This window comes from Cellulomonas sp. P5_C6, assembly GCF_054049635.1.
Genome location: NZ_JBFULZ010000294.1, coordinates 1 through 3,123, shown reverse-complemented (window position 1 = coordinate 3,123; position 3,123 = coordinate 1). Strand labels below are relative to the sequence as shown.

Sequence of the window (3,123 nt, the reverse complement as noted above, 5' to 3'; positions counted from 1 at the left end):
CGGCAAGCCCGCGCCCGCGCGCAGGGCCGCCGCGCCCGCGAAGGGCAAGGCCGTCGCGCCGCGCAAGCCCGCCGGTGAGGTCGCCGCCCCGCAGCCCGAGGGCTACCAGTCCATGATCGAGCCCCGCGGCTGGGTCGAGGACCTCTTCGCCCCCGTGGGCGGCTTCGGCGTCACCCTCTCGAACATGTTCCGGCCGACGGTCACCGAGCAGTACCCGTCGGAGAAGGTGCCGGCCAAGCCGCGCTACCACGGCCGCCACCAGCTGAACCGGTACGCGGACGGGCTGGAGAAGTGCATCGGCTGCGAGCTGTGCGCCTGGGCGTGCCCGGCGGACGCGATCTACGTCGAGGGCGCCGACAACACCCCCGACAACCAGCGGTCGCCCGGCGAGCGGTACGGCAGCGTCTACCAGATCAACTATCTGCGCTGCATCTTCTGCGGCCTGTGCATCGAGGCGTGCCCCACCCGGGCGCTGACCATGACGAACGAGTTCGAGCTGGCCGGCCCGACGCGCGCGGGGATGATCTGGGAGAAGCAGGACCTCCTGGCTCCGCTGCGCAGCGGGATGCTGCAGGCACCGCACCCGATGGTCGAGGGCACGACGGACACCGACTACTACCGCGGCGAGGTCACCGGCTCCACGCCGGCGCAGGTCGCGTGGGTCAAGGAGCACCGGCCCGACGACCCGACGCTGCCCGGCGGCGCCGGTCTGGACGCGGCGAACGTGCCCGGTCCCACGGCCGCGGTGATGGCCGCGACGGTGGCCGGAGCGACGAAGCAGGGCACCCGATGAGCGCCGCGCTGGGCGCGACGCTGCTGGCGTCGGGGGAGACGACGACGGCCGAGGCGGTCCTGTTCTGGACCCTCGGCCCGATCATGGTGCTCGCGGCCCTCAGCCTGCTGTTCGCCAAGAAGGCGGTGCACGCGGCGCTCGCCGTGGTCGTCGTGATGATCTCCCTGGCGTTCCTCTACGTCGCGCAGGACGCGGTGTTCCTCGGGGTGGTCCAGGTGGTCGTCTACACCGGCGCCGTGATGATGCTGTTCCTCTTCGTGCTCATGCTGGTGGGCGTCGACTCCTCCGACTCGCTGGTGGAGACCATCCGCGGGCAGCGATGGATCGGCCTGCTGGCCGGCATCGGGCTCGCCGTGGTGCTGGTCGGCGTGGTCGGCCGCGCGACCTACGGCAAGGTGTTCGGGCTGGCCGGCGAGCTGTCGTCGAACAACCCGACCGGCGTCGCGCACATCATCTTCGGCGACTACGTGTTCGCGTTCGAGGTGGTCGGCGCCCTGCTGGTCACCGCGGCCCTGGGCGCGCTGGTGCTCACGCACCGACAGCGGCTCACGCCACGCGTCGGCCAGAAGGAGCGCGCCGACGCCCGCGTGGCCGCCGGCGCCGTCCTCACGCCGCTGCCCGCCCCCGGCGTCTACGCCCGGCACAACGCGATGGACGTCCCGGCGCTGGGTCCCGACGGTCAGCCGCTCGAGATCTCCGTGCCGCGCGTGCTGCGCATCCGCGGGCAGGAGGCCGACGCCGAGGAGTTCGCGGCCCGGACCGAGCGCGTGCTCGCCGGCGCCTCGGTGGTGCGCGGCGGGGGGACCCCACCGCCGGAGGCCGACCTCGGCGGGCACGCCGTCAACGCCCCCGAGCTGGGCGCGGCGGTCAGCGACACCGGGCAGAACGGGCCGTCCACCGGCCCCGACGGCGCCATCGGACAGGAGGGGGGACGGTGAGCCTCACCCACTACCTCGTGCTGGCGACGATCCTCTTCTCGATCGGCGCGACCACGGTCCTGCTGCGGCGCAACGCGATCATCGTGTTCATGGGCGTCGAGCTCATGCTCAACGCGTCGAACCTCATGCTCGTCACGTTCTCCCGCATCCACGGCAACCTGACCGGGCAGGTGATGGCGTTCTTCGTGATGGTCGTCGCCGCCGCCGAGGTCGTCGTCGGGCTGGCCATCATCGTGGCGATCTTCCGCACCCGACGCTCGGCCTCGGTCGACGACATCAACCTGTTGAAGAGCTGAGGGGCGATGCACAGCCTGACAACTCTGGTGGCGAGCCTGCCTGCAGACACCATCGCGCCCGCGAGCGAGACGGTGAAGAGCGGCATCCTGCTCGTCGCCCCCCTGCTCGTCGGCCTGCCGCTGGTCAGCGCCGCGGTGCTGCTGCTCTCCGGGCGCCGGTCCGACCGCTGGGGCCACTGGCTCGGCGTGCTGGCGTCGACGGCGTCGTTCGTCGTCGCCGCGATCGTGTTCATCGCGATGCTGCAGCGCCCCGCCGACGCCCGCGTGACGGACGTCCACCTGGGCACCTGGATCGACGCCGGGGCGTTCCAGCTCGACGCGGGCATGCGGCTCGACCCGCTGTCGATGACGTTCGTGCTGCTCGTGACGTTCGTCGGCACGCTCATCCACATCTACGCCGTGGCCTACATGGACCACGACCGTGACCGGCGCCGGTTCTTCGCCTACCTCAACCTGTTCGTCGCGGCGATGCTCATCCTGGTGCTGGCCGACAGCTACCTGCTGCTGTTCGTCGGCTGGGAGGGCGTCGGCCTGGCGTCGTACCTGCTCATCGGCTTCTGGAACTACAACACCGAGTACGCGGTCGCCGCCAAGAAGGCGTTCGTCGCCAACCGCATCGGTGACCTGGGCCTGATCATCGCGCTCGGCATCATGTTCTCGACGTTCGGGGCGGTCGACTTCGGCACCGTGCTCAGCGGCGTCGACGGCAGCGTCAGCCAGGGCGCGCTCACCGCGATCGGGCTGATGCTCCTGCTCGCCGCCTGCGGCAAGTCGGCGCAGTTCCCGCTGCAGTCCTGGCTCGGCGACGCCATGGCGGGCCCGACGCCGGTGTCCGCGCTCATCCACGCCGCGACCATGGTGACCGCCGGCGTCTACCTCATCGTGCGGTCGGCGCCGCTGTTCGACGCCGCGCCCACGGCCCAGCTGGTGGTGGTCATCGTCGGTGCGATCACCCTGCTGTTCGGGGCGATCGTCGGTTGCGCCAAGGACGACATCAAGAAGGCGCTGGCCGCCTCGACCATGTCGCAGATCGGCTACATGATCCTGGCCGCGGGTCTCGGGCCGGTCGGGTACGCGTTCGCGATCTTCCACCTGC

Annotated in this window: 4 protein-coding genes; all 4 read left to right on the top strand. The window is 71.3% G+C overall.

Features of this window, described 5'->3' with window-relative positions; translation table 11 throughout:
* Positions 1-793, top strand: a 793-nt coding sequence (gene nuoI / locus ACXJKG_RS20310) for an NADH-quinone oxidoreductase subunit NuoI (RefSeq protein ID WP_456847531.1), incomplete at its 5' end; no start/stop codon positions are given.
* Positions 790-1,731, top strand: coding sequence for an NADH-quinone oxidoreductase subunit J (locus ACXJKG_RS20305; RefSeq protein ID WP_456847530.1), 942 nt, complete (start codon positions 790-792; stop codon positions 1,729-1,731). The genes nuoI and ACXJKG_RS20305, both read left to right, overlap by 4 nt.
* Positions 1,728-2,027 carry an NADH-quinone oxidoreductase subunit NuoK gene (nuoK, locus tag ACXJKG_RS20300; RefSeq protein ID WP_456847529.1) on the top strand — a complete coding sequence of 100 codons (300 nt, stop codon included), beginning with the start codon at positions 1,728-1,730 and terminating at the stop codon, positions 2,025-2,027. The genes ACXJKG_RS20305 and nuoK overlap by 4 nt, the downstream gene beginning before the upstream one ends.
* Positions 2,028-2,033: 6 nt before the next feature.
* Positions 2,034-3,123, top strand: a 1,090-nt coding sequence (locus ACXJKG_RS20295; protein WP_456847528.1) for an NADH-quinone oxidoreductase subunit L, incomplete at its 3' end; no start/stop codon positions are given.